General features: G+C 72.6%; 20 protein-coding genes and 1 tRNA gene. 10 read left to right on the top strand and 11 right to left on the bottom strand.

The genetic code is table 11. The features are described 5' to 3' along the window. Positions 1 to 343 precede the first annotated feature (343 nt). From BV907_RS09625 to BV907_RS09615, 3 genes are all read left to right on the top strand, one after another. Complete coding sequence (locus BV907_RS09625; RefSeq protein WP_077489514.1) at positions 344 to 628, top strand: HU family DNA-binding protein; 285 nt, start codon at positions 344 to 346, stop codon at positions 626 to 628. 140 nt (positions 629 to 768) lie between these two features. Further along, entirely contained in the window at positions 769 to 2982 is a 2214-nt protein-coding gene (locus tag BV907_RS09620; protein ID WP_425441620.1) for a bifunctional copper resistance protein CopD/cytochrome c oxidase assembly protein, read from the top strand. 180 nt (positions 2983 to 3162) lie between these two features. Then, a complete protein-coding gene (locus BV907_RS09615; RefSeq protein WP_077489512.1) occupies positions 3163 to 5262 on the top strand; it encodes an NHL domain-containing thioredoxin family protein in 2100 nt (699 codons plus the stop codon). Positions 5263 to 5384: 122 nt separating this feature from the next. Here the strand turns inward: BV907_RS09615 and BV907_RS09610 are convergent, their stop codons facing one another. The 4 genes from BV907_RS09610 to BV907_RS09595 form a co-directional block, all read right to left on the bottom strand. After that, entirely contained in the window at positions 5385 to 6374 is a 990-nt protein-coding gene (locus BV907_RS09610; RefSeq protein WP_245827885.1) for a hypothetical protein, read from the bottom strand. Between the two features lie 84 nt (positions 6375 to 6458). Further along, positions 6459 to 8171 (bottom strand): helicase HerA-like domain-containing protein, encoded by a 1713-nt coding sequence (locus tag BV907_RS09605; RefSeq protein WP_077489511.1) that lies wholly within the window; start codon positions 8169 to 8171, stop codon positions 6459 to 6461. Positions 8172 to 8176: 5 nt separating this feature from the next. Then, on the bottom strand, positions 8177 to 8710 hold the full coding sequence (locus BV907_RS09600; RefSeq protein WP_077489510.1) for a GNAT family N-acetyltransferase: 534 nt from the start codon (positions 8708 to 8710) through the stop codon (positions 8177 to 8179). Between the two features lie 29 nt (positions 8711 to 8739). Continuing rightward, positions 8740 to 10827, bottom strand: coding sequence for an FAD/NAD(P)-binding protein (locus tag BV907_RS09595; RefSeq protein WP_077489509.1), 2088 nt, complete (start codon positions 10825 to 10827; stop codon positions 8740 to 8742). A 288-nt stretch (positions 10828 to 11115) separates the two neighbouring features. On the opposite strand from BV907_RS09595, the gene BV907_RS09590 reads away from it, so the two are divergent. From BV907_RS09590 to BV907_RS09565, 6 genes are all read left to right on the top strand, one after another. After that, complete coding sequence (locus tag BV907_RS09590) at positions 11116 to 12114, top strand: amino acid ABC transporter permease (RefSeq protein WP_077489508.1); 999 nt, start codon at positions 11116 to 11118, stop codon at positions 12112 to 12114. Next, positions 12111 to 12923, top strand: coding sequence for an amino acid ABC transporter ATP-binding protein (locus BV907_RS09585; protein WP_077489507.1), 813 nt, complete (start codon positions 12111 to 12113; stop codon positions 12921 to 12923). The genes BV907_RS09590 and BV907_RS09585 overlap by 4 nt, the downstream gene beginning before the upstream one ends. A 61-nt stretch (positions 12924 to 12984) precedes the next feature. After that, on the top strand, positions 12985 to 13986 hold the full coding sequence (locus BV907_RS09580; RefSeq protein WP_077489506.1) for an ABC transporter substrate-binding protein: 1002 nt from the start codon (positions 12985 to 12987) through the stop codon (positions 13984 to 13986). Next, positions 13986 to 15104, top strand: a complete 1119-nt coding sequence (locus BV907_RS09575) for an LLM class flavin-dependent oxidoreductase (RefSeq protein WP_077489505.1) — start codon at positions 13986 to 13988, stop codon at positions 15102 to 15104. The genes BV907_RS09580 and BV907_RS09575 overlap by 1 nt, the downstream gene beginning before the upstream one ends. Further along, on the top strand, positions 15101 to 16177 hold the full coding sequence (locus tag BV907_RS09570; RefSeq protein WP_077489504.1) for an LLM class flavin-dependent oxidoreductase: 1077 nt from the start codon (positions 15101 to 15103) through the stop codon (positions 16175 to 16177). Before BV907_RS09575 ends, BV907_RS09570 begins: the two co-directional genes overlap by 4 nt. After that, positions 16174 to 17493, top strand: a complete 1320-nt coding sequence (locus tag BV907_RS09565) for an LLM class flavin-dependent oxidoreductase (protein WP_077489503.1) — start codon at positions 16174 to 16176, stop codon at positions 17491 to 17493. The genes BV907_RS09570 and BV907_RS09565 overlap by 4 nt, the downstream gene beginning before the upstream one ends. A 135-nt stretch (positions 17494 to 17628) precedes the next feature. On the opposite strand, the gene BV907_RS09560 is transcribed toward BV907_RS09565, so the two are convergent. The 4 genes from BV907_RS09560 to BV907_RS09545 form a co-directional block, all read right to left on the bottom strand. Further along, on the bottom strand, positions 17629 to 18618 hold the full coding sequence (locus tag BV907_RS09560; protein WP_077489502.1) for an ABC transporter substrate-binding protein: 990 nt from the start codon (positions 18616 to 18618) through the stop codon (positions 17629 to 17631). Positions 18619 to 18862: 244 nt separating this feature from the next. Beyond that, a complete protein-coding gene (locus tag BV907_RS09555) occupies positions 18863 to 19798 on the bottom strand; it encodes an AEC family transporter (RefSeq protein WP_077489501.1) in 936 nt (311 codons plus the stop codon). 398 nt (positions 19799 to 20196) lie between these two features. Continuing rightward, on the bottom strand, positions 20197 to 20622 hold the full coding sequence (gene panD, locus BV907_RS09550; RefSeq protein WP_175637426.1) for an aspartate 1-decarboxylase: 426 nt from the start codon (positions 20620 to 20622) through the stop codon (positions 20197 to 20199). Between the two features lie 59 nt (positions 20623 to 20681). After that, positions 20682 to 21533, bottom strand: coding sequence for a LysR substrate-binding domain-containing protein (locus BV907_RS09545; protein ID WP_077489499.1), 852 nt, complete (start codon positions 21531 to 21533; stop codon positions 20682 to 20684). Positions 21534 to 21669: 136 nt separating this feature from the next. On the opposite strand from BV907_RS09545, the gene BV907_RS09540 reads away from it, so the two are divergent. Further along, positions 21670 to 23025, top strand: coding sequence for an MFS transporter (locus BV907_RS09540; protein ID WP_077489498.1), 1356 nt, complete (start codon positions 21670 to 21672; stop codon positions 23023 to 23025). A 105-nt stretch (positions 23026 to 23130) separates the two neighbouring features. Here BV907_RS09540 and BV907_RS09535 read toward each other — a convergent pair whose 3' ends face one another. The 3 genes from BV907_RS09535 to BV907_RS09525 form a co-directional block, all read right to left on the bottom strand. Further along, positions 23131 to 24495 carry an MFS transporter gene (locus BV907_RS09535; RefSeq protein WP_077489497.1) on the bottom strand — a complete coding sequence of 455 codons (1365 nt, stop codon included), beginning with the start codon at positions 24493 to 24495 and terminating at the stop codon, positions 23131 to 23133. Between the two features lie 224 nt (positions 24496 to 24719). After that, positions 24720 to 24793, bottom strand: a tRNA-Gly gene (locus BV907_RS09530). 89 nt (positions 24794 to 24882) lie between these two features. Beyond that, entirely contained in the window at positions 24883 to 25878 is a 996-nt protein-coding gene (locus BV907_RS09525; RefSeq protein ID WP_077489496.1) for a GlxA family transcriptional regulator, read from the bottom strand. Between the last annotated feature and the right edge of the window lie 21 nt (positions 25879 to 25899).

The raw sequence follows: 25899 nt of genomic DNA, 5'->3' as shown, positions 1-25899 counted from the left end.
CACAGCGCCGATGGTACTGCACCCGACAGGGTGTGGGAGAGTAGGACACCGCCGGACAACACCTCGGTCGAGCCCCCCAACCACACGGTTGGGGGGCTCCCACCTTTAACGGCTAGCCCCTGAAGGGCGCACCCTTGAAACGAGCGAACCGAGACCATTGGGCTCGCTACCGGCCTCCCGCGGCCGGCCACGGGGCGCTGATCGCGGCAAAAACCCCGAAAAAAGCCCGGAAACACGGGGAATCTGCTGGCCACGGGGGCATTAGCTGGTAAGTTTCGGTAGCAGCAGCCCCTGAGCAGACCGCTCAAGGGCTGAGGAACAAACCAACGTCCAGGAGGAGCCCATGGCTAAGAACCGCAGCGAGCTGGTTGCAGAGGTTGCTGGCAAGACCAGCCTGAGCCAGACCGCCGTCAACGGTGTGCTCGACGCACTGTTCGAGGTTTTCGAGACCTCCGTCGCCAGCGGTGAGAAGGTCAGCATCCCGGGCTGGCTCGCCGTCGAGCGCACCGAGCGTGCCGCCCGCACCGGCCGCAACCCGCAGACGGGTGCCGCCATCGAGATCCCGGCCGGCTTCAGCGTCAAGCTGACCGCCGGTTCCAAGCTGAAGGCCGCCGCCTCCGGCAAGTAGAGGCCCGAACGTGAGGGGCAGCGGCCATGGCCGCTGCCCCTCACGGCGTTAAGTGGACCCCGCGGTCAGGGACCCCGCTAATCGGCTGCCCTGCCGAAGCCCGTGTCCGGGCCGGCCTCGAGGTGGGGGACAATGGATGGGTGCCTCGTACAGCTCTGCCCTCCCGTCCGTCCGGCCTCCCCGCCCGGGACGGTCTCGGTCTCGGGCGGGCGTGGGCCGTCGCGGGGCTTGCGGTGGCCGTCGCTGCCGTCGTGGCGGCGCTCCTCCTCTCCGGCGCCGCGGCTGCGCGCTCGGTCCTCGACCCCGGGGCGTTCGTCCGCTGGGGCCTGCCTGTCGCCAAGACGACGCTGAACCTCTCGCTCGCGCTCGTGATCGGTGGCCTCGTGTTCGCCGTCGGCATCCTGCCCCGCTTCGCTGCCACGCACCGGGCCCACCGCGGCGGCGACGCGGCCGTCCCCGACGAGACGCCGGAGGACGACGCCGACGAGCATCCCGCCTTCTCCCGCGCCCTGCGCGTCGCGGAGGGCGCCGGGATCGCGTGGACGCTGAGCGCGGTCGCCGTCCTGGTCCTGACGCACTCTGACCTCGTGGGGCAGCCGGTCTCGGGGAGCGCGGACTACACGAGGCAGCTCGTCTTCTTCATGACCGAGCTCGACGTCGGGCGCGCGTGGCTGGCCATGGTCATCATCGCGGCGACGGTCGCGACCCTCCTGTTCGCCGTCCGCTCGCTCACGAGCCTGGCCCTCACAGGCCTGCTCGCGCTCATCGGCCTCGTTCCGCTCGCGCTCATCGGCCACTCGGCCAGCGCGGGGGACCATGAGGGCGCCATCAACTCCCTCGGGCTGCACCTCGTCGGCGCGTGCCTGTGGGCCGGCGGCATCGGCGTCCTCATCCTCCTCGGTCGCACGATCACCGGCGGGCCGGACCGCCGGGGCGACGCCCCGCCGTCGTCCGCCCGGCCCGGATCAGCGCTGCGGCCCGGATCAGCGCTGAGGGGAGCCGACGACGCGACCGAGCCCACGCTGCGCCGGTTCTCGGCGCTCGCGCTCTTCGCGTTCCTCCTCGTCGTCGCCTCCGGGATCATCAACGCCGCCGTGCGCCTGCCGAGCCCGTCGGATCTCATCGGCTCGGCCTACGGGCAGATCATCCTCGCGAAGACTGTCCTGGCGCTCGTGCTCGGCGGCATCGGGTTCATGCACCGCCAGTGGGTCATCCCGCAGCTGGGCCGGGGCGCCTCGGCGCGCAGAGTCCTGTGGCAGCTGGTCGGCGTCGAGGCCGTCATCATGGGTGCCGTGTCCGGGCTCGCCGTCGCCCTCTCGCGCTCGGCCCCGCCCGAGCCGGACAGCTACGCCCCGGACGCCTCGCCGGCGTTCATCCTCACGGGCTACGAGCTGCCGCCCGAGCTCACGGCGTCCCGCTGGCTCACCGAATGGCGGCCCGACTGGATCTGGGTCACCGTGGTCCTCTTCGGCGCCGTCACCTATGTCCTCGGCCTGGCCAAGCTGGCCCGCCGCGGCGACGGCTGGCCGTGGGCCCGCGCCGTGAGCTGGTTCGCCGGCCTCGTCGTGCTGACCTACATCACGTGCGGGCCGCCCGCCGTCTACGGGCGCGTGCTCTTCTCGGCGCACATGGTGGACCACATGATGCTCACGATGGTCGCGCCGCTGTTCCTCGTGCTCGGCTCGCCCATCACGCTCGCGCTCAAGGCCCTTGCGCCGCGCCGCGACGGGACCCGCGGCCTGCGCGAGTGGATCCTCGTGTTTGTGCACTCGCGGTTCTCCCAGCTCGTCACCCACCCGCTGTTCGCGGCCGCGAACTTCGCCGGGTCGATCATCCTCTTCTACTACTCGGACCTGTTCGGGTTCGCGATGCGGGAGCACGTGGGCCACGAGCTCATGAACCTGCACTTCCTGCTCACGGGCTACATCTTCGTCCTGAGCATGATCGGCGCCGACCCGCTGCCCAGGCGCGCGCCGTTCCCGCTGCGGCTCCTGCTGCTGTTCGCGACCATGGCGTTCCACGCGTTCTTCGGCGTGGCGATCATGGGCTCGGACCTCCTGCTCGAGGCCTCCTACTTCGGCAACCTCGGGCGCACATGGGGCCCGAGCGCGATCGCCGACCAGCAGGCCGGCGGCGCCATGGCCTGGGGGATCGGGGAGATCCCGACCCTGTGCGTCGCGATCGGCGTGGCCATCATGTGGTCCCGCTCCGACGCGCGCGAGACCAAGCGCCGCGACCGCGCGGCCGACAGGGACAACGACGCCGAGCTCGCCGCGTACAACGCGATGTTCTCGCGCCTCGCGGAGAGGGACGGAGAGCGGGACCGGGCGCGGGACCGGGCGCGCGGCGAGTAGGGATGGGCAGCGCATGCCGGTTGGCGCCATGTGTCCGCGGATGTCGTGCGGCGCGGCAGGCGGAACAAAGCCCGGGATAATGGGGTTGATCTCTAGAGCGCGCCCGTCCCCCGGCGGGCGCCGATCCACGCCATTGCCGCCGGGGTGGCAGCAAGACCCGAACGTGTCCGAGGAGTGCCCGTGACCGCAGAATCCAAGGCCGCCGAGGCCGCCTCGACCGTCAGGGCCAGCCGGCGGGTGCGCGCGAGCGAGCTCGCTGGCCGCGCATGGCTCAACACCGGGGGCAGGGAGTTGGACCTCGCGGCGCTGCGGGGCAAGATCGTGCTCCTGGACTTCTGGACGTTCTGCTGCATCAACTGCCTGCACGTCCTCGACGAGCTCCGCCCGCTCGAGGAGGAGTACCACGACGTCCTCGTCACCGTCGGCGTGCACTCGCCCAAGTTCGAGCACGAGGCCGACCCCGTCGCCCTCGCCGCCGCCGTCGAGCGCTACGAGATCCACCACCCGGTTCTCGACGACCCCGAGCTGCTCACGTGGCAGGCCTACACGGCGCGCGCCTGGCCGACGCTCGTCGTCGTCGACCCCGAGGGCTACATCGTCGCGCACCTCTCCGGCGAGGGGCACGCGGACGGGCTCAAGGTCCTGCTCGAGGAGCTCGTCGCGGAGCACGAGGCCAAGGGAACGCTCCACCGCGGCGACGGCCCGTACGTCGCGCCCGAGCCCACGGCCGGGACCCTGCGCTTCCCGGGACAGGCCGTGCCGCTCGAGAACGGCAACTACCTCGTCGTCGACACCGGCCACCACCGCCTCGTCGAGCTCCGCCCCGACCTGGCCACGGTCGAGCGCGTCATCGGCGGCGGCACGAGGGGGTTCGGGGATGGGCCGGCCGAGGCCGCCCAGTTCAACGAGCCGCAGGGCGTCGCCGTGCTTCCGGCGTCGATCGCGAGGCAGACCGGCTACGAGGCCGTCGTCGCCGACACCGTGAACCACCGCCTGCGCGGCGTCACCCTCAGCTCGGGGGACGTCCAGACGGTGGCCGGCAACGGCGTCCAGCGCCTCCTCGACGCGGGCCCCGCGCGGGTCGACGGCGACGGCGCGGGGACCTGGGCCGGTTCCTCGAATACCCGCGCGGCGAAGGCGGCGAGGGACGTCCACGCTGACGAGCCCGAGGGTACCCCTCCGCATGACGTCTACGCGGGCGACGCGGAGGACATCGGCTACCTCGGCCACGGCCCCAACGTCTCCCTCTCGTCCCCGTGGGACGTCGTGTGGAGCGAGAAGCTGCAGAAGGTCGTCGTCGCGATGGCCGGCACGCACCAGCTCTTCACGTTCGACCCGCTCTCGGGCGAGGTCGCGATCCTCGCCGGCTCCGGCCTCGAGGGCCTGCTCGACGGCCCGGGGCCGAAGGCGTGGTTCGCGCAGCCGTCCGGCCTCGCGGTCGACTCCTCCGGCGACCTCTGGGTCGCGGACTCGGAGACGTCGGCGCTGCGCCGCGTGAAGCTGGGCGAGCCCAACGGGAACGGCCGCAACGGCGAGGTCATCGTCGAGACGGCCATCGGGCAGGGCCTCTTCGACTTCGGGTTCCGCGACGGCGAGGCCGCGGCCGCGCGCCTCCAGCACCCGCTCGGCGTCGCCGTCCTGCCCGACGGCTCGGTCGCGATCGCCGACACGTACAACGGCGCCGTCCGCCGCTACGACCCGGCCGGAGGCGGAAAAGGCAGCAGCGACGGTGCCGGGACGGTCTCGACGCTCGCGCGCGGGCTCGCGGAGCCGGCGGACGTCGTCGTCACCCCCGCAGGAGGCAGCGGCGAGCCCCTCCTGCTCGTGACCGAGACGAACAAGCACGAGCTCGTGCTCGTGCCGATCCCGAAGGACGCCCAGCAGGTCGACGAGGGCGAGCGCCAGACCCAGCGCCCGCGCACCGCCGTCGCCGCCGGCCCGCTCGAGCTGACCGTCCGCTTCGCCGCGCCGACCGGGCAGAAGCTCGACGACCGCTGGGGCGATCCGACCCAGCTCAAGGTCTCCTCGACCCCGGCCGAGCTCCTGCTCACGGGCTCGGGCACCTCGCAGGGCCTCCTCCGCACCGTCGAGCTGAACCCCGCGGTCACCGAGGGCGTCCTGCACATCACGGCCCGCGCCGCGGCGTGCGACGGCGCCCCCGGCGAGGAGATCCCCGACCACGCCGCGTGCCACCTGTACCAGCAGGACTGGGGCATCCCGGTCATCCTCCAGGAGGGCGCCGAGTCGGCCTTGACGCTGGACCTGCGCGGGATGGACTGACGCGGGCCCACCCGGGCTCCCGCACCGGTTCCCACAGACGACGGCGGGCCGGTCACCTCAGGTGACCGGCCCGCCGTCGTGCGCTGGAGGCGTGCCCTGGAAGCGCGTGCTGGAGGCGTGCGCTAGTCGAGCTGCGGCGTGACCGTGATGGCGTCTTGGCCGACGGAGAGGCGCGCCGAGAACGTGAAGTCGAGATCGCGCTGCAGCTGCTTGACGGCGCCCGTGAACAGGTCGATCTCCCGCGCCGTGAGCTTCGCCTTGCCGGCCAGGGGCGCAACGACCCAGCGCCCCTCGAACGGCTCGACCGCGACGGCGGGGTACTCGGAGATCGACCACGCGATGGTGCCGTCCTGGATGCGGGAGTTCGTCGCGAGCGAGAATGGGCAGTCCGGCTGGAGGCGCTGCTGCTTCGTGGCCTGCCCGGCGCAGCCGTCGAGGTACTCGCGGACCTTGGCCTCGATCGCGGAGACGAGCTGGGGGGTCGCCTTCGTGGCGAGGTTCAGCTGGGTGCTGCTGCCGCGCCCGCTCACGACGACGCCGCGCGGCTCGGCGGCGAAGTTCTCGCCGGGGAGGGAGCCCACGTAGGAGCCGGGGAAGAAGACGGGGAATGAGTTCCGGCCCGCGGGCATGTTGACCGGGACGCCGTTGAGGGTCGCGCGGTCCGAGTTGACCACGGTCGCCTGGAGCGAGGGCAGTGTGCGCGGGACGATCGACCAGCGCGGGAAGAACAGCCAGTCCGTGCCGGTGCGCTCGAGCTCGAACACGCTCTCGTGCTGCTCCCCCTCGACGGTGTAGGAGACGGTCACGGAGGCGCGGTCGCCGTCGGACTTCGTGGTCTCGTAGGAGACGTCTTTCACGCGGGACATCGAGTCCTGCAGGGGAGCGCCGTCGAGGAGGGCCGCGCTCCCCGGCGGGATCTGGGCGCGCAGGATCCCGAGCGCGTGGCCTCCGTCGCCGGCCTCGAGGGCCGCGATGTAGCTGCGCACGGGTTGGGCCGGACCGGCCACCGTGCTCTTCACGACCGTGACGGCGACGACCGAACCCACGATCGCCAGGACCAGGGCCAGCAGCCATGCGGCTGCGACCCTGATGAGGGCTGGACTCGTCTGCACCCGCCCCACCCTACCCAACCACGGGTGGGGACCCCGATTCGGTGTCGCCGGGGGACACGTCCGCTGGCGGCGGCAGGCGGGGTTCTAGCGCCGGCGCCGCCGGGAGGCCGTGCCGAACATGCCGCGCATGAGCTCTCGCCCGAGCTGGGTCCCGACCTGGCGGGCCACGGACCGGAGCCCGCCCCCGAGCGCCCCGCCGAGCGCGCCGATGACGTCGTCGAGCATCCCGCCGCCGCGCGTCCCACTGTCCCGCACACCGCCGTCGCGCGACTCCTGCCGCCGCGGCTCGAGGTTCGGCGAGGGCAGCGGCGGCGGGAGCGGCGCGCCGGCTTCTGGCCGGGCTGAAGGCCAGTCCGCCGGCCGAGGCGCCGCCTCCTGCGGGGCGGCCTCCCGTGCCGCGATCTGCTCCTTCAGCCTCTCGAAGGCGGTGACGTTGTCGACGGCGGTGCCATACCGGGGCGTGAGGGGCGAGGCCTGCACGGCGGACGCGACGAGGGCAGGGTCGGCGGGTCCCATCCTGGACTCGGGGGCGCGCAGCCGCGTGAGTGCGACGGGGGTCGGGGCGCCCCGCTCATCCATGACCGTGACGACGGCCTCGCCGATGCCGGCCGAGGTCAGGACCTCCTCGAGGTCATAATCGCTGACCGGGAAGGTCGAGACGGTGGCCTTGAGGGCCTTGGCGTCCTGCGGGGTGAAGGCGCGCAGGGCGTGCTGGATCCGGTTGGCGAGCTGGCCCAGGACCTCGGCGGGGACGTCCCGCGGGGTCTGGGTGACGAAGAAGATGCCCACGCCCTTGGACCGGATGAGCCGGACCGTCTGGGTGATCGCGTCGAGGAAGGCCTCGCTCGCATCGTCGAAGAGCAGGTGGGCCTCGTCGAGGAAGAACACGAGGCGGGGCTTGTCGGCGTCACCCACCTCGGGCAGCTCCTCGAACAGGTCGGCGAGGAGCCACATGAGGAAGGTCGAGAAGAGCAGGGGCTGGCTCGCCAGGCGCGGCAGCTCGAGGCACGTGACGACGCCGCGCCCGTCCTCGGCCGTGCGCAGGAGCTCCGCGGTGTCGAACTCGGGCTCGCCGAAGAACTTCTCCATGCCTGCGGCCTCGAGGGCGACGAGCTCGCGCAGGATCACCCCGGCCGTGGCCCGCGAGAGGCCGCCGAGCTCCGCGAGGGCGGGCTTGCCCTCGTCCGAGGTCAGGAACTGGATGACGGCGCGCAGGTCCTTGAGGTCCACGAGCTCGAGCTGGTTCCTGTCCGCGAAGTGGAAGACGAGCTGCAGGCTCGACTCCTGGGTCTCGTTGAGCCCCATGACGCGGGAAAGCAGGATCGGGCCGAAGGACGTGATGGTCGCCCGGACCGGGACGCCGGTGCCCTCGCCGCCGAGGGCGAGGAACTCGACGGGGAAGGCGGAGGGCCTCCACTCCTGCCCGAGCCCTGCCGTGCGCGCGAGCAGCTTCTCGCTGGCCTCGCCCGGCGTTGCGAGGCCCGAGAGGTCGCCCTTGATGTCGGCGAGGAACACCGGGACGCCCGCGGCGGAGAGCTGCTCGGCGATCATGTGCAGGGTCACGGTCTTGCCCGTGCCGGTCGCCCCGGCGACGAGCCCGTGCCGGTTCATCATGGCCAGCGGCAGGCCGACCTGCGCCTCGGGGCGGACCTCGCCGTCGACGATCGCGGCGCCGAGCGCGACCGTGGCCCCCTCGAAGGCGTAGCCCGCCCGGAGGGCGGCCAGCTTCTCGTCGGTGGTCTTCCCGCCCGTCCCGCCGGTCTTCCCAGTGTTCGCCTCGCCGCGCCTCTGAGCCATGGGGCTCAGCCTACTGCGCGGCCCCGTGCTGTGCGCCGCGGCGCGAGGGCCTTGCGGAAGGCGAGATGCCCGAGCTCCTCGGGGTCGGCGTCGAGGTCGAAGAGCGGCGTGTACCCGGCGGCGAGGTAGAGGGCCTTGGCCTCCGGCTGCCGCGGGCCCGTCGTGAGGTAGAGGCGCTCGTAGCCGCGCGCCGCGGCCGCGTCCTCGAGCGCGGCGAGGACGGCGCGGCCGAGGCCCCGCCGGCGGTGGTCCTCGTGCGTCCAGATGCGCTTGAGCTCGGCCGTGCGCTCGTCGTAGCGCCGGAACGCCCCGCCCGCGACCGACTCGCCGTCCTCCTGGAGGACGAGCAGGACCCCGTGCGGCGCCGCGAACTCCTCGGCCGGGTAGCGGATCAGCTCGTTCTCGGCGCCCCCGTCCTTCCCGTGGTATTTCTCCCCGTACCGGGCCGAGTACTCGGCATACAGCCCGTCGAGCAGCGGCCGGACGCGGGGGTCGTGCATGCCCAGCGAGAGGATCGTGCGGGCGGGGGCGAGGGCCATGGTTCCTCCTGGGGGTCAGCCTGCGGGGGTCAGCCCGCGAGCGGGTGGAGAAGCGCGACGGCGACCGCGAGCCGCGCGGGGGAGTCGACGCCGTCGCGCTGGGTCCTCTGAGACCGGGGCCGCGCCGCCGAGAGCGTGCCCAGCAGGGTCCGCGCGAGCGCATCCGTCTCCCGGAACGGCGCGGCGTTGCTGCGGGGCCGGGCGAACGCCCCTGCGCCCCAGCTCGAGGTGCCCGCGCCGACGGCGAAGAGCCAGCCCGATGCCGGCCCGACCGCGCGCGCGTCGGCCGCGACGAGGAGCCTCCCGGTCCCGGCCCTACCCTCGGTCGCGTCGAGGAGCTGCTCCTGGACGAGCCCCTCGGCCACGAGCGAGGTCACGAGCGGGTTCGCCGAGCGCCGGACGGCGGGCCCGGGGAGCCGGGCCTCGACGAATGCGTCGGCGCTCGCCGTCACGGTCCCGCCGGCCGCGCTCGCGCGGAACAGGCCGGAGGCCTCGTCGGCGCTGACCGTCAGGTCCGGCCCGAGGAAGCGCAGGAGCCCCGCGCGCTCGAGCGCGAGCAGCTCCCGCAGGCGGAAGGCCGGCGGCCCCGAGTCGACGAAGCTGAAGAAGCCGTGCCACCACCCGCACACGATCCGCTGCGAGTCCGGCGTGAGCCGGTCGAGCGGGACGAGCCGGCCGAGCTCCATGTAGGCGCGCAGGATCCCGAGGAACAGCCCGAGCGTCTCGCTGTGCTCGCCCGAGTCGCGCAGGCGGAGGTCCCGGAGGATGTGGCGCACGACGGCGAGATGCGCGCGCGCGGGGGCGTCGCCGTCGTGCATGGGGCCCGGGGAAGACCCAGTGAGCTCCTCGGCGAGCCCGGCGAGTGGCCGGTCGAGGGCCTCGAGATCGACCCGGTCCTCAGGGTCCGGCACGGCCGCGGCGACGAGGGCGGCGCGCTCGGGGCTGCGCCAGCCCGCCGCGACGAAGCGCTCGGAAAACTCGACCCACGGCAGGGCGACCCGGTGCGGGTGGCCCGTGAACAGCTCGCGGTAGGAGGCGTACTCGACGTCCGAGGCGATGAGGGGCCACAGGTGCTGGCCGAAGTCGAGCTGCTCGTGCTCGGCGAGGAGGCCGGCGACGGCGTCGGCGGTCAGGAAGCGCAGCGCGCCCGGGGCCTCGCCCTGCAGGGCGCCGCGGACCTTCGAGTGGTATGGGACGCCGCGGCGGGAGCCGGCGAGGAGCCGGGGCTCGCGGCCGGACGGCTCGTAGCGCAGCGCGCCCTCCTCGGGGCCCGCCGTCGGGTCGGGGACGAACCGGCCGCCGTGGCCCTCGAACAGCATGACCACGAGGTCCACGAAGGCCAGGCCGAGCCCCGAGACGATGACGTCCCGGCCCGGGGTCAGGGCGGAGAGATCGAGCTCGGTCGTGTAGCCCGGGCCGACGAAGGCGAGGCCGTGGCGCTCGGCGAACGCCGCGTAGTCCGACGACGGGGCCGGGACCTCGGCGTCCGTGTGGCCGAGGGCCAGGAGCACGGCGTCGGCGGCGAGGCGCGTGCCGCCCGCGAGGCGCACGACGGCGGCGCCGGGCCGGGCGGGGCCCTCGCAAGCCTCTATGCCCACGGCCGTGTCGCGGTGCACCCGCACCCGGACGCCGCGGGCCTCGAGCGAGCGCGCCGCGCGGCGGAAGAACCACTCGAGGTACAGGCTGGCGAGCCGGCGCGTGGGGAAGCTGGCCTCGTCGAGCCCGGCGGCCTCGGCGGCCAGCCCGGGGTTGCCGGCGAGGGCCTCGAGCAGCTCGGCGTCGGCATAGCGGCCGGGGCCGAATTCCTCGAGGCCCTCGCCGGCGAGCGACTGCGCCCACTCGAGCAGGCTCGGCCCGTCCACGGCGGGGCCGCCGCACTCGACGGAGGCGTCCGTGAAGCACGTGATGTCCACGGCCCGGGAGTTGAGCATGACGAGGGGCGACTGGTCGCGCCGCCAGATGCGGCCCGAGCCCGGCCCGTGCGGCTCGACGACGTGCACCTCGAGCCCGGGGCCGTGCGGAACCGCGCCGTGGGCCGGGAGGTTCGCGGCGAGGCGCTCGAGCAGCATGGCCGCACGGGGACCGCCGCCGATGACGGCGAGGACGGCAGGGCGCATGGCGTCTCCTTCCGCGTCGATGGTGCGCCGCGACGGGGTCGTCGGGGCCGGGTCCTGCCACGCTAGGCCGCGGGTGGAGGGGCCTTCCAGCGGCAGGAAATCAGGGGTCACGACCCGTCACCGTGGGTCATCATGACGCCGTATTTCCGAACGTGACGCTTCATATCGGGCCGTGACGCGGCGCGTCGGGGTCCGTTGAGGGCTCCTCCTGCTGCTCCTAGATTGAAGGCTCAGCCGCCCCGGAATCCTCAGGGGCCGGCACCCCCAGAGGACTGAGGAGGACCGCCCATGTCCGCCGCACCGCCCACGCTGCTTGAGCCGGCCGGGGCCGCCGTCCCGCCCCCGGCCTCTCCGCCCGCCACCGCCGCGGCGAGCGGCCCCGACTACTCGGGGTTCGGCGTCGTGCCCGCCCGCCACCCGCTGCGCTGGGCGGGGACCGCCGTCGTCGGCCTCCTCGTCGCGGGGGTGCTGTGGAGCCTCGTGACGAACCCGCGCTGGGAGTGGGGCGTCGTCGCGCAGTGGTTCACGGCGCAGTCGGTCCTGGCCGGCCTGGCCGAGACGCTCAAGCTCACCGCCATCTCGGGGGCGCTCGGCTTCGTGCTCGGGTTCGTCCTCGCGCTCATGCGGCTCTCGTCCTCGCCGCTGCTCGTCTCGGTCTCGTGGACGTTCTCGTGGATCTTCCGGTCGACGCCGCTGCTCGTGCAACTCCTGCTCTGGTACAACCTCGGCTACCTGTACGAGAGGATCAGCCTGGGCATCCCCTTCACGGACGTGCAGTTCTTCGAGGCGCAGACCACGACGCTCATCAGCCAGTTCGCCGCCGCGGTCCTGGGCCTCACGCTCAACCAGGCCGCGTACTCGGCGGAGATCATCCGCGGCGGCATCCTCTCGGTGGACCAGGGCCAGCTCGAGGCGGCCGCCGCGCTCGGCATCCCTGCGTGGCGCCGCTCGACCCGGATCGTGCTCCCGCAGGCCATGCGGGCCATCCTGCCGACGGCGTTCAACGAGATCATCGGACTCGTCAAGGGCACCTCGATCGTCTACGTCCTCGCCTACTCCGAGCTGTTCTACACCGTCCAGGTCATCTACAACCGGACGCAGCAAGTCCTGCCGCTCCTGCTCGTCGCGACGGTCTGGTACGTCGTCATCACCTCGGTGCTCTCGGTCGCGCAGTACTACATCGAGCGGCACTACGCCCGCGGCGCCGTCCGGACCCTGCCGCCGACGCCGCTCGAGCGCGCCCGACGCTTCTACGCCACCCACGCACCCCTCAGGAGCACCCGATGAGCACCGTTCCTCCCAACCAGGTTCAGCCCACCCGCGGGTCCGTCGAGGCGGTCGGCGTCCGCAAGTCCTTCAACGGCACCGAGGTGCTCAAGGGGGTGACCCTCACGGTCTCCCCGGGGGAGGTCGTCGTGATCCTGGGCCCGTCCGGCTCGGGGAAGTCCACGCTCCTGCGGACCATCAACCACCTCGAGAAGCTCGACGGCGGGTATGTCGCCGTCGACGGCGAGCTCGTCGGCTACCGCCCCGGGCACGGGAAGCTGCACGAGCTGCGCGAGAAGGACATCCTCGCCCAGCGCGCGGAGATCGGCTTCGTGTTCCAGAACTTCAACCTGTTCCCGCACCTCACGGCGCTCGAGAACGTGGCCGAGGCGCCCATCTACGCCCAGCGCCGGCCCAGGGCCGAGGCGATTCGGCGGGCGCGCGAGCTCCTTGAGCGGGTCGGGCTGGCCGACCGGGCCGGCGCGTACCCGCGCCAGCTCTCGGGCGGGCAGCAGCAGCGCGTCGCGATCGCCCGAGCCCTCGCGCTCGACCCGAAGGTCGTGCTCTTCGACGAGCCGACCTCGGCGCTCGACCCCGAGCTCGTCTCCGAGGTCCTCGAGGTCATCCGGGGGCTCGCGAGCTCGGGGACCACCCTCATCGTCGTCACGCATGAGCTCGGCTTCGCCCGCGACGTCGCCGACCGCGTCGTGTTCATGGACGACGGCGTGATCGTCGAGGAGGGCACGCCCGAGCAGATTTTCACCGAGCCGCGCCAGGACCGCACGCGCGCGTTCCTGTCCAAGGTCCTCGAGCCCGCGTTCCAGATCTGACCCCGCATCGCAGGGAGGTGACCTTCACGTGTCTCCCCATCGAGAAAGGCTTGCCCGCACTATGAAGAACCCCAGCGCCCAGACGCGCCGGACGCGGACGGCGCGCCCCGCCGTCGTCCTTGCCACTGGCCTTGCGGCAGCCGCCGCCCTCAGCTCCTGCGCGGACCCAGATGCGCAGGCGTCCGCGCCGAGCACGGTGGCGAAGAACGGCGTCGTCTACAACCTCTCCCCGGACCAGAAGCGCATCCGCGCCGACAAGGACCCGGCGCTCGCCGCCGAGGTCCCGGCCAAGATCGCCGCTGATGGGAAGCTCACCGTCGCCACGACGGGCGGCGCCCTGCCCCTGACCTTCCAGGCCACGGACAACAGGACGCTCATCGGCGTCGAGGTGGACCTCGCGCAGCTCGTCGCGGACAGGCTGGGCCTCGAGCTGGACCTGCAGCAGACCTCGTGGGAGAACTGGCCGCTCAAGACCCAGTCTGGCGACTTCGAGGCCGTGTTCTCGAACGTGGGCATCAACGCTGCTCGGGCGCAGCTGTTCGACTTCGCGACGTACCGCGCCGCCTACATGGGCTTCGAGGCGAAGAAGGGCTCCGGCCTGACGGTCAGCGGCGCGGACGACATCTCGGGCAAGAAGGTCTCGGTCGGGTCGGGCACGAACCAGGAGAAGATCCTGCTTGCGTGGAACAAGGACCTCGAGGCCCGCGGCAAGGCCCCCGCCGAGCTGCACTACTACTCCACGGACGCGGACACGATCCTGGCCCTCGCCTCGGGCCGGACGGACCTCAACCTCGGCCCGTACCCCACGGTCGTGTACCGGGAGAACACGCGCGACGACCTCAAGGTCGTGGGCAAGGTCAACGCAGGCTGGCCCAAGGAGACCCTCGTCGCCGCGACGACGCTGCGCGGCAACGGGCTCGCCGCGCCGATCACGGATGCGCTCAACGCCGCGATCGCGGACGGCATGTACCGGGAGGTCCTCGACCGCTGGGGCCTCGGCGACGAGGCGCTGCCCGAGTCGACGACGGTGACGGCCGAGACGCTCGTGCAGGCGGGCTCCTGATGCGCTTCCAGGTCCTCGACATCGTCCCGTATGGACCGCACCCGATCACAGGCGAGCAGGTCTCGGCCGCGGAACGGCTCGCCCAAGTCATCGAGACGGCGCGGCGGGCCGAGGAGCTCGGCTTCGACTCCTTCGCGGTGGGGGAGCGGCATGCCGGAGCATTCCTGTCATCGTCGCCCGCGGTGATCCTCGCGGCTGTCGCGACGGCGACGCGCACCATCCGCCTGCACACTGGCGTCACCGTCCTGTCCTTGGCCGATCCAGTCCGGGCGGCGGAGGACTACGCGACCGTGGATCAGCTCTCGCGCGGGCGGCTCGAGATCACCATCGGCAAGGGCAACGAGGTGCTCCAGTACCCGCTCTTCGGCCTCGACGTCGCTGAACAGTGGGCCCTCCTCGAGGAGAAGCATGCGCTCCTGCGCAGGCTCTGGCGCGAGGAGGGCGTGACGTGGTCGGGGCGCTTCCGCGCACCCCTCACGCGGCCGACGAGGACCCTTCCGCGCCCCTTCGGCGGCGCCCCGCGCATCTGGCATGGCAGCGCGACGACCCTCGCTTCGGCCGCGCTCGCGGGCCGCTGGGGCGAGCCCCTCTTCACCGCCAATGCGATCCAGCCGCGGGAGAACTACAAGGTCCTCATCGACCACTGGCGCGAGCAGTACGCCGCGCACGGGCACGACGATCGGCACGCATACCTCGGCTCGGGCAGCGGTGCCGGTGGCGTGTTCCTGGCAGACACGACTCGCGAGGCGACGCTCCGCTTCGGTCCCGTGTACGAGGCGCTCACGGCAGCCCGGGACGTGCCCGGCAACAACACGCCATTCCGGGACATCGAGCACGCCGTCGCCCACGGGCCGTCCCTCGTGGGCAGCCCCGAACGCGTCATCGAGAAGATCCTTGAGTATCACGCGCTGTATAGGCATGACCTCCAGTCCATCTCGCTGCCGACAGTGCTCCCCTTCGAGGAGCAGCTCGAGGTGCTCGAGCGGTTCGCCGCCGAGGTCATCCCCGCCGTGCGCGCCGCCGCACCCACGACCCTCTGGGGTCCCGAGGACCCCTCCGCTTCCAGGACAGGGCAGACAGCAGACCCCGAGACAGACGAGAGAGGGAGTGCAGCATGATACAGCGAGGCATCATCGGCATCGACCTCGGCGACGCCCACCCGGCGGTGTGGCGGATCGGCGAGGTGCCCGCCTTGGATGCGGCCGCCGTCGTGCGCGAGGTGCTCGACGCCGAGTCCGCCGGCTTCCACTTCGCGACCCTGCCCGACGCCGCCCGCGCGCCGCTCGCGGCGCCCCGCGCCGACGCCGTCCAGCGCGCCGCCCTCGCCGCGCCGCACACGCGCACCATTGCGCTCGTGCCGGAGGTCGACGCCGTCGCCTCCGAGCCGTTCCACGTCTCGACCCAGCTCGCGAGCCTGGACTACATCAGCTACGGGCGGGCCGGCTGGCTCGTCGCGGCCGACGGCTCCGCCCCGCGGCTCGCGGCCCTCGGGCGCGGCCCGCTCGGGGCCGACGACGCGCTCGACGAGGCGTCCGACGCCGTCGAGGCAGCCCGGCGCCTGTGGGACACGTGGGAGGACACGGCCGAGATCCGGGACGTGGCCACGGGTCGGTACCTCGACGCCGACCGCGTCCACTACGCCGACTTCCGCGGCCGCTCGTTCTCGGTCAAGGGGCCCTCGATCATCCCGCGCCCGCCCCAGGGGCAGCTGCCCGTCCTCGCCCCGTACGGGCTCGTGCCGGCGGGGCAGGCCGACGTCCTGCTTGTCTCCGCGCCCGCGGGGGACCTGCTCGTCGCCGAGGCCGCCGCGGCCCGGGAGGCGTACCCCGAGCACATCGTCCTGGCAGAGCTCGACGTCGTCCTCGACGCGCGGGGGCGCTCGGGCGCGGACCGGCTCGCGGAGCTCGACGCTTTGAGCGCGTGGGAGTTGCCGCACGCGCTCTTCGCCGGCGGCCCGCGTGAGCTGGCCGACTACCTCGGCGAGCTGCTCGGCGTCGCCCACGGGGTCCGCGTGCATCCGGCGGTGCTCGGCGTCGAGCTTCCCGAGCTAGCCCAGCTCGTCCTGCCGGAGCTGCGCCGGCGCGGGCGCCTCGCCCCCGTGAATGCCGACGCGCCCTTCCGCCACGTCCTCGGCCTGCGCCGCCCGCCGCCGAGCCGCTACTCCACGACCCGTGCAGGAGGCATCCGATGAGCATCCATCCCGACTTCACCCCGAGCGGCAGCCTGCAGTTCGGCGTGTTCTTCCAGGGCGTCAACTCCGGGACCGTCTGGAAGCTGCCGCAGTCCGGGTCCCAGACGGACTTCCAGTCCTTCCGCCGGGTCGCCCAGACCGCCGAGCGAGGGCTCTTCGCCGCGTTCTTCCTCGGCGAAGGCCTGCGGCTGCGCGAGCACCTCGGCCGCGTGCACGAGCTCGACGTCGCGGGGCGGCCCGACGCGCAGACCATGCTCGCCGCGCTCGCGGGCGTCACGAGCAGGATCGGGCTCGTCGCGACGCAGAACACGACGTACAACGACCCGGCCGACCTCGCCGGGCGGCTCGCCTCGCTCGATGCGCTCTCGGGCGGGCGCGCGGCGTGGAACGTGGTCACGACGGACAATGCGTGGACCGGGGAGAACTTCCGCCGCGGCGGGTACCTCGACCACGCCGACCGGTACCGGCACGCCGAGGCGTTCGTGCGGTTCGCGAAGGAGTTCTGGGCCACCGAGCCGGGCCGGCGCGTCCTGCACTCGGGCCAGCACTACAGCATCGACACGACCGCTCGCCTGCCCCGGAGCCCCCAGGGACGGCCCGTGCTGTTCCAGGCCGGGGACTCGCCCGAGGGCCGCGACTTCGCGGCCCGCCAGGCCGACGTCATCTTCTCCGCGCACCCCGGGTTCGACGACGCCGTCGCGTTCCGCCGCGACCTCGTCGAGCGGACGCTCGCGGCCGGGCGCAGTCCCGAGGAGCTCCAGATCATGCCGGCGAGCGAGTTCGTCCTCGCGCCCACCTCGGCCGAGGCGCGGGAGAAGCTCGTGTGGCTGCGCGAGCTCCAGATCGGCCCGCAGCAGGCCCTCGCGTACCTGGAGCAGTTCTGGGGCCGCTCCCTCGCCGAGTACGACCCGGACGGGCCGCTGCCCGACGTCGACCCCGTCGTCGAGACGACCTCCGAGACGCGGGGGAGCGCGTTCCACGGCGCGAAGGCGCTCGAGCTTGCCGCCGCGTGGCGGGCCGAGGCCACCGACCAGGGGCTGACGATCCTCGAGTTCGTGCGGCAGCGCAACGCCCGCGGGGCGCGGAGCATCGTCGGTTCGTACACCGAGGTCGCGGACCTCCTCGCGGAGTACGCGCGCGTGGGCGCCGTGGACGGGTTCAACATCTCCCCGTGGCTCATCCCGAGCGGTCTCGACGAGATCGTCGACCGGCTCGTCCCCGAGCTCCAGGAGCGGGGCGTCTACCCGACGGAGTACGCGGGCACGACCCTCCGAGAGCACCTCGGCCTCCCAGCCCCGGAGCGCAGCAGAGTCTGACTGACCCCGCAACACAGGAAGGTGACCCCGCAACACAGGAAGGTGACCCCGCAAAGGATGCTCGTTGCGGGGTCACCTCTCAAGGTTGCGGAGTCACCTCTCAACGTTCCGGGGTCACGTCCCTACGTTCCGGGGTCACTTCTTGGGCAGGCCCGGCGGGTTGAGCTCCGAGCGGGGGATGGCCTCGGAGGTCAGGCCCCAGCGGTCGAGGATTCGGGCGTACGCGCCGTCGTCGATGAGCCGGTTGAGGGCAGCCTGGGCCGCGGCGGCGAGCCCGTTGCCCTTCTTCGTCGTGAAGGCGATCTCCGCCTTGAGCGGCCACCCGCCGTCGAGCGTCCCGACCACCTTGGTCTTCCCGTCCAGCGCCGCCTTGTACGCGGCGCCGGCGTTCGGGCCGAACGTGAGGTCCGCGCGCCCGGACTGGATCGCGAGCGAGGACGCGGAGTCGTCGTCGTAGTACTGGAACTCGACCGGGGCCAGGCCGGCCGCCCTGTTCTGCTCGTCCCAGCGGACCAGGATCGCCTCCTGATTGGTCCCCGAGCCGACGATGATGCGCTTCCCCGCGACGTCCTTGGGCTCGGTGACCTCGGTGATGGCCGAGTCGCTCTTCGCGTAGAAGCCGAGGAGGTCGTTGCGGTAGCTCGCGAAGTCGAACTTCTCCTTGCGCGCCTCGGTGACCGTCACGTTGGAGAGGACTGCCTCGTACTTGCCCGATTCGACGCCGAGCGGCCAGTCCGCCCACGCGACCGGCACGACCTCGACCGTGAGGCCCAGCGTCTCCGCGACGGCGTACGCGATGTCCACCTCGTTGCCGATGAGCGTCGTGTTGTCTGTCGCGCGGAACGAGAGCGGCGCCGTGCCGCCGGTCGTCGCGACGGTCAGCGTCCCGTCCGCCTTCACGGCATCGGGCACGAGGGCCGCCGCGGCGCCGTCCTTCTCCACCGTGATGCGCTGCTGGTCTGCGGTGAGGTTGAACGTCTTCCCCGCGACGCTCGCCGTGGCGGAAGCTTGGCTCGCCTGCGCGCCCGGGTCGGCGCAGGCGCTGAGGCCGACGACGGCGAGCAGCGCCGTCGCGGAGAGGGTCGCCGCGGGCGCGGCGAGGGGATGGATGCGGGGGCGTGCCATGGTGTTCCTCCGGGTGCTCGTGCGGCCGATCGGACCGCGATTGGCACCACTGAACACGGCAGCGCGGCACGGCTCCAAAGCGCCGGGACGCTGAGGGACACTCGACGAAACCGGCGGAAATCCGGGGAAACAGGGAGTCATGCGGCGTCTCGCGGAGTCAGGGTGCGGGAGCGAGTGCACCACTGGAGCGAGCGACCCCGCATCGTTGGGAGGTGACCCCGCATCGTTGGGAGGTGACCCCGGGTCAGGCGAGCAGCGCCGCCATGACGGCCATGGCGGGGACGGCCACGACGGTCGTGATGAGCACGGTGTCCTTCGCGACGACGAGGCCCTCCTGGTACCGCTGCGCGGCGATGTAGATGTTCTGCGCGGTGGGCAGGGCCGCGGTGACGACGGCGGCGAAGAGCGCGTGCCCGTCGATCCCGAGCGCGAAGCGCGCGAAGACGAACGCGATGAGCGGGTGGACGACGAGCTTGAGCGCCGTCGCGAGGACCGTGTCGAGGCGGCGGCCGTCCGAGGCCTGGAACGGACGCGAGCCGTGCAGCGAGATGCCGAAGGCCATGAGCATCGCGGGGATCGCGGCGCCGCCGATGAGGTGGATCGGCTGCATCACGAGCTCGGGCAGCTGCCAGCCGGTCGCGGCCAGCAGGAGCCCGATCATCGACCCGATGATCGTCGGGTTCGTCACGATGGGGAGCACGAACTGAAGCACGCGCGCCCACCCGGGCTTCGCCGTCGTCGTCGTGCCGTCGAGCACGAGGAGGAACGACGGCGTGAACAGCGCGAGCTGGAAGATCAGCAGGGGCGCGACGTAGCTCGCGTCGCCGAGGACGAAGACCGAGATCGGGATGCCGAGGTTGGCCGAGTTGGCGACGGAGGCGCCCATCGAGGCGATGAGCGCCTCGGGCGTCCGGCGCCGCCGCCACCAGCGGAACACGACCAGCGCGATGAGGGCGACGGCCGTGGCGCTCACGGCGATGACGAGCAGGTGGGTCGAGAAGATCGTGCTCAGGTCCGCGCGGGAGAGCGTCTCGAGCAGGAGCGCCGGGCTCGCGACGAAGAACGCGAGCCGGCTCAGCACGCGCTGCGCGCCCTCGCCGAGGACGTCCCGGCGTGCGCAGAACCAGCCGACGCCGATGATCGCCCAGACCACCGAGAAGCCGGCGAGCACCCCTAGCATGCGCAGGCTCCGCGGGCACGGGTGAGGAATCGCTTTCCGGGGGTCACGGCACCAGCGTAGTGGGCCGCGGGGGCGCGCCAACCCCGGTGTGACGGACCTCGCGGGCGGCGCGGGGTCGCCAGCCGGCCCCTTGTCCGCGAGACCGGGCCTTGGCTGCGAGACCGGTCCTGTCAGGACCGGCCTCGCGAGGAGCCGCCGGTCTCACCTTCCTGGACCGCGAAACCGATCCTGTTGGCCCCTGTCTCGCAGTGGTCCTCGTCTCCCAGGACGGCAGCCGTTCGGGTAGGGATCTGGACGCGGAAATCGGGTTTCGGGTGCATGGACGGAGCCCGTCGGTGTACCCGGAATCCGCATGTGGCGACGAGATACGTACCCGAAACGAGGGCTGGTGCTCCCGACTAACTCAAGTACGCCTGAACGGCGAAGGGCGGCCGGAGCAGGCCCGAGTCGAGGCCCTCGGCCGGGTCGACGCCGAGCTGGACGATGCGGTTGGCCGCGTCCACGTGCACGACCGTCGGGACGAATTCCCGGGCCTCCTCGGAGCTCATCGACGCGTAGCTGATGAGGATCACGAGGTCGCCCTCGTGGACAAGGTGCGCGGCCGCGCCGTTGATGCCGATGACGCCGGAGCCGCGCTCGCCCGCGATCGTGTAGGTCTCGAGGCGCGCGCCGTTGGTGACGTCCACGATCGAGACAAGCTCGCCGGGGAGGATGTCTGCGGCGTCGAGCAGGTCCAGATCGACGGTGACCGAACCCACGTAGTGCAGGTCAGCGTGCGTGACCGTGGCGCGGTGGATCTTGGACTTGAACATTGTGCGGTTCATCGGGCCCCAGTGTACTCCCGGAGGCCCCCGCCCACTGTGGCGTGCGCCTCATCGTCGCCTCACGGCCGGCTCAGCGAACGTCCGAGGATCGCCTCGGTGAGCGCGTCCACGGCCTCGGAGTTGGCAAGCGGGTTGCGGAGGAGGGTGAAGTCGACGTCGCCCACGGGCGGGAGGTCGAAGCGGTGGGTGATGATCGCCAGGTCGTCCGGGACGAGGGTCGTGGGCATGACGCCGACGCCGAGCCCCGCGCGGACGGCGGCGAGGACGCCGGCGATCTGCTTCGTGCTGCACGTGACCTTCCACCGCCGCCCGCTCGCCTCGAGCGCCTGGATCGCCAAGGTGCGGGACAGACTCGGGGCGGGGTAGACGACCAGCGGGACGGGCTCGGCCGGGGCGAGCGCCGTCTGCTCGACGCCGACCCACGAGAAGACGTCGTGCCGCACGACCGTGCCCTCCTGCGCCCCCGCGACCCATTTGATGAACACGAGGTCGAGCTGGCCGGCCTTGAGCCGGCGGTGCAGGTCGTCGCTCTGGCTCACGGTCAGCTCGAGGTTCAGCTGGGGGTAGGCGCGGCGGAACTCGCGCAGGATCCGGGGCAGGCCCGTGATCGCGAGGTCGTCCGCCGTCCCGAAGCGCAGCCGCCCGCGCATCGCCGAGCCGCGGAAGTAGCGTGCCGCGTCGTCGTGCGCGGAGAGGATGGTGCGCGCGAACCCGGCCATGGCGTCGCCGTTGTCGGTGAGCCGGACGCCGTGGGTGTCGCGGATGAGCAGGACCCGTCCCGCCGCCTTCTCGAGCTTGGCGACGTGCTGGCTCACGGTGGGCTGGGCGAGGCCGAGGCGCTCGGCCGCGAGGGTGAAGCTCAGGTTCTCGGCGACGGAGAGGAAGCTGCGCAGGTGGGCCGGCTCGAACATGCGTCCATGCTGCGCGGAATGCATTGCGGAATGCAATAGCAGTTAGAGGATAAATAACCTTCCGCAATGGTTTGCCTGCTGCCTAGCGTGGGGGAGTCGACTCTAACGCACACCCCACACGAGACCAGGACTCACAGTGACCTCGCCCAGCCCCGCCCTGCCTTCAACTGCCTCCATTCCTACCCAGCCCGCCCAGCCCGTCCAGCCCGCCCGACCCGTCCAGCCCGCCCGACCCACCCAGCCCGCCATCCCGCCCACCGGGCCCCTCGCCGTCGTCCACGAGCGCCTCCCGTGGCGGCACACGTTCATCTCGCTCAGCGTCCGCAACTTCCGGCTCTTCGCGGCCGCCCACTTCGTCGCCGTCATCGCGCTGTGGATGCAGCGCATCGCCCAGGACTGGCTCGTGCTCGAGCTCTCCGGCTCCGTCACGGCCGTGGGCATCACGGTCGCGCTGCAGTTCCTGCCGGTGCTCGCGCTCGGGCCGTGGGGCGGGCTCATGGCGGACCGCTTCTCCAAGCGCCGCCTCCTGCAGGTCTGCGCGCTCGGCGCCGCGGCATGCGCGGCCGCGCTCGCGGCACTCGCCCTCACCGGAGCCCTCGCCGTGTGGCACGTCTACGCCATCGCGCTCGTCCTGGGCCTCGTCACCGTGCTCGACCAGCCGGCGCGGCAGGTCTTCGTCAACGAGCTCGTCGGCCCCGCGTACCTGCGCAACGCGATCGGCGTGAACTCGACGACCTTCCAGCTCGGCGCCCTCATCGGCCCGGCGATCGCGGGCTGGCTGCTCACCGCCGTCGGCGGCGGGTGGGCCTTCGCGGTCAACGCCGCCGCCTGCCTGCTCACGGCGACGATGCTCTCGGCCCTGCGGCGCGAGGAGCTCGTCGTCGCCCCGCCCACGCCCAAGGCCAAAGGGATGCTGCGCGAGGCCTTCGCCTACGCGTGGCGCAAGCCGACCATCCGCTGGCCGTGGGTCATGGCCGGCGTCGTGGCGGTCTTCGCGATGAGCCTGCCCGTGCTGCTCGCGGCCTACGCGGACCACGTCTTCTCCGTCGGGGCCGCCGGCTACGGCCTGCTCAACACGATGGTCGCCGTCGGCGCTGTCTGCGGGGCGGTCGCCTCGGCCCGGCGGATGCGCCTGTCCCTGCGGACGGTCGTGCTCGGCGCGGGACTCCACGGCACGATGCTCGGCGTCGCCGCGTACGCGCCGTCGCTCCCGCTGTTCTGCGCGCTCGTCGCCGCGTCCGGGTTCTGCGCCCTCATGTTCCTCACGTCGGCGAACCAGCTCGTGCAGACGAGCGCCAACGTCGGGATCCGCGGCCGCATCATGAGCCTGTACACGATGGTGCTCATCGGGGGCCAGGCCTTCGGCGGGCCCCTGATCGGCTGGCTCGCCGAGCACTGGGGCGCGCACCCGGCGATGCTCGTCGCCGGCGGCGTGCCGGCCCTCGCCGCGGCCGTCCTCGCGCTGTGGCTGCGGCGGCGGACGGCGGCGTGAGCACGCCGGCGGGGTGACCACCCCGGGCGCGCCACCGCCGTCGTGCGTGAAGGTGACGCACGACGGCGGGCTGGCGCCGGCGAGAGCGCGCGGGCGCCCGGACGGCTACGTCGCGCTTGAGGCCTCGGGCGAGGCGGAGTGCTCGCGGCTCCGGTCGGTGGCCTCGAGGTCGTCCAGGCGGAGCCTCGAGGTCTCCTTCGTGGTCCACGCCGCGATGGCCGAGACGACCGCGAGCCCGCAGGTGAGCCCGCCGATGATGAGCGGGACGTTGGCCGAGCCGGGCGGGGCGATCGCCGTGAAGAGCGTCGGGAGGAAGGCCACGATGAGGAGGCCGATGTTCTGCGAGATCGCGAAGCCGGTGACGCGGGTGCGGGTGGGGAAGAGTTCCTGGAAGAAGCTCGCGAAGACCGCGTTCCACATCTGGTACAGGACGCCCCACATGATGACCGCGATGACCACGGTGAGGACCACGTTCTTCTGGCTGATCGCGGCGAGGTAGGCGAACGAGAGGACGCCGGAGCCGAGCGGGCCCGCGATCATGAGCGGGCGGCGGCCGATCCGGTCGGAGATCCTGCCGAAGAGCGGGATGAGGGCGACGGCGACGACGTTGGCCAGGACGGGCATCCACAGGTACATTGCGGGGCTCATGCCGATCCCGTAGGCGGGCTGGGTCGCGTAGGCCGCGCCGAAGACGGCCGCGGTGACGCCGATGACGTTGGCCATGCCCATGAGGATGGCCTTGACGACCGTCCCGCCGCTCTCGCGGACTACCTGCACGATCGGGGCCTTCGGCACCTCGTGCTGTGCGGCCTCGGCGAGGAACGCCGGGGTCTCGGAGACGCGCCGGCGGATCACGTAGCCGGCCACGATCACGACGGCGCTCAGCAGGAACGGCACGCGCCAGCCCCACGACTGGAAGTCGGCGGCAGGGAGGAACGCCGAGAGCGGGATGAAGCTCGCGGCGGCGAGGATGCCGCCGGCCTGGGCGCCCTGGAGGCTGAAGCTCGTGTAGAAGCCGCGGCGGTCCGCCGGGGCATGCTCGGCGATGAGGGCGCTCGCGCCGCTCAGCTCGCCGGCGACGGCGAAGCCCTGGACGAGCCGCAGGACCACGAGCAGGACCGGCGCGAGCAGGCCGATCTGGCCGTACGTGGGCAGGAGGCCGACGAGGAACGTCGAGACGCCCATGAGGATGAGCGCGAACACGAGCACGTTCTTGCGGCCGTGGCGGTCGCCCCAGTGGCCGAGGACGAACGCGCCGAGGGGCCGGGCGACGTAGCCGACGGCGTAGGTCGCGAGCGACGCGACGAGGGCGACCGTCGGGTCGCTGCTCGGGAAGAACACCAGCGGGAAGACGAGGGCCGCCGCCTGGGCGTAGATGGAGAAGTCGTAGTACTCGAGCGTGCTGCCGATCCAGCCGCTCAGGGCTGCGCGGCGCGGCGAGGTCGCCGTGGCCTGCACTCCGTCGTGCATGAGGTCCTCCTGGGGGTCATCGAGACTGTGAAGCTCGTCCGGTGCCGCTGGCTCTGCTCGGCCGGAACGCCTTGGATAGCGCTTTCCAGTAGGCCACGATGTGACCTGCGTGTCAACCCGACGTGGTGGGGAGCACGTTTCGGGGGCTGCTGGAGGAGGTGTCCGGGGCCCTCCGGGGTCTCCGGGGACGGGAAAACCCCCGGTCCTGTGGACCGGGGGTTCCGTGGAGCGGCTGACGGGAATCGAACCCGCGTATCAGGCTTGGGAAGCGTGCGCTCTACCATTGAGCTACAGCCGCGCTGCCCCTGAGGGCACAACCCAGCTTACAACACCCCGGGGGGTGGTCTGCGCCACTCGCCGGGGGCGCCGCGGAGGGGCGCGGCAGCGTCAGCCAGCCGCTCGCCGTCGTGCGCGCCGGTACTCCGAGGGCGACATGCCCACCGCCCGGGAGAAGTGCTGGCGCAGGTTCGCCGCGGTGCCGATGCCGGCGCGCTCCGCGACGCGCTCGACTGGCAGGGACGTGGTCTCGAGCAGGCGGCGCGCGGCCTCGATCCGGCGCTCGAGCAGCCACTGCGTGGGCGAGGTCCCAGCGACGGCCTCGAACCGCCGGTACAGCGTGCGCCGGCTCATGCGCGCGCGGCGGGCCATCGCGTCGGGGCCGATGGGCGCGTGCAGGTTGCGCTCGGCCCAGTCCATGGCGTGCCGCACCGGGTCCGGCGGGAGCGCCCGGCCGACCGACTCGAGGTACTCCGACTGCGCCGCGCCCCGCCGCTCGGCGACGACCATGCGCCGCGCGACGCTGCGCGCGACGTCGTCCCCGAAGTCCTCGCGCACGAGCTGCAGGCACAGCTCGACCCCCGCCGCGGTGCCGGCGCTCGTGAACACGCCGCCCTCGGCGGTGAAGAGCACGTCGCGGCGCAGCCGGACCGCGGGGAACGAGGCCTCGAAGTCGTCCCAGTTCATCCAGTGCGTCGTCGCGTCGCGGCCGTCGAGGAGCCCGGCCTGGGCGAGGAGGTAGGCGCCCGAGCACAGCGACGCGATCCGCGCCCCCCGCGCCGCGGCCGCGCGCAGCTCCGCGAGGAGGGGCTCCTGAGCGGCGCGGTCCACCTGGAGGCTGCGCTCGCACGCCGGCACGACGATCGTGTCCATCGCCCGCAGCGCCTCGACCGGGGCGGCGGACGACGGCGCGAGGCCACCCGCCGTCGTGATCTCGCCGGGCTCGCCGCGCACCATCGTGAGCTCGTACCACGGGTCGTGGAGGTCGGGCCGGGCGACGCCGAAGACCTCGCACGGGATCGCGAGCTCGAACAGCGGGAGGTTGTCCGTGAGGACGAGGCCCACGCGGTGGGCTGCTGCGCCAGCATGAAGGGCTCTTTCCGGCATGGCACAAATCTAGCGCTGATC

Source organism: Sinomonas mesophila (assembly GCF_001999765.1).
GTDB lineage: Bacteria > Actinomycetota > Actinomycetes > Actinomycetales > Micrococcaceae > Sinomonas > Sinomonas mesophila.
This window is presented reverse-complemented; position numbering and strand designations above follow the sequence as displayed.